The sequence below is a fragment of the Pseudomonas edaphica genome, assembly GCF_005863185.1.
Classification (GTDB): Bacteria; Pseudomonadota; Gammaproteobacteria; order Pseudomonadales; family Pseudomonadaceae; genus Aquipseudomonas; species Aquipseudomonas edaphica.
The window spans coordinates 1-776 of the sequence record NZ_VBVZ01001085.1 but is presented as its reverse complement, the minus strand read 5'-3'; the positions used below and the strand labels follow the sequence as shown (position 1 = coordinate 776).

General features: G+C 59.9%; 2 pseudogenes. One reads left to right on the top strand and one right to left on the bottom strand.

Annotation, left to right across the window (positions count from 1 at the left end):
• A pseudogene (locus FEM54_RS33390) lies at positions 1–365 on the bottom strand (tRNA-dihydrouridine synthase); the annotation flags it as partial.
• Between FEM54_RS33390 and FEM54_RS33385 the strand changes: the two are divergent.
• A pseudogene (locus tag FEM54_RS33385) lies at positions 357–776 on the top strand (tRNA-dihydrouridine synthase); the annotation flags it as partial. The pseudogenes FEM54_RS33390 and FEM54_RS33385 overlap by 9 nt on opposite strands.

The following is a 776-nucleotide window of genomic DNA, read 5'->3' as shown; positions in this document are numbered from 1 at the left end:
GCCAACGGATCACTCGCCTTATGAATATCCACCGACAACAACTGCCTGAACCGACGAGCCCCCGGAAACCCGGTCCCCAACCCCAACACATGCCGAGTAATGTGATGCATCGCACCACCACTGGCCAAATGCTCCGCAATATAAGGCCGCAACTGCGCCAACACCTGCGCCCGACTCACCACCGGCGCCGCACTGCCAAACAACCGCTGATCCACCTCCGCCAACACATACGGATTGTGATAAGCCTCCCGCCCCAACATCACCCCATCAAACACCTGCAAATGCTCCTGGCACTGCTCCAGCGTCTTGATCCCGCCATTCAACACAATCTCCAACTCCGGGAAATCCTGCTTCAACTGCGCCTGCTCTCCAAGCACGCCATGCTCTACACCGAGATGGTCACCACTGGCGCGATCCTGCACGGCGACCACGAGCGCTTCCTGCGCCACAACGAAGCCGAGCACCCACTCGCACTGCAACTGGGCGGCAGCGTCCCTGCCGACCTGGCTGCCTGCGCACGTATGGCTGAGGCTGCCGGTTACGATGAAGTGAACTTGAACGTCGGCTGCCCGAGTGATCGGGTGCAGAACAATATGATCGGCGCGATCTTGATGGCGCACCCGGCGTTGGTGGCAGATTGCGTGAAGGCGATGCGGGATGCGGTGTCGATTCCGGTGACGGTGAAGCACCGTATCGGGATCAATGGGCGCGACAGTTATGCCGAGTTGTGTGATTTCGTTGGGACGGTGAGGGATGCGGGGTGTACGAGTTTTACG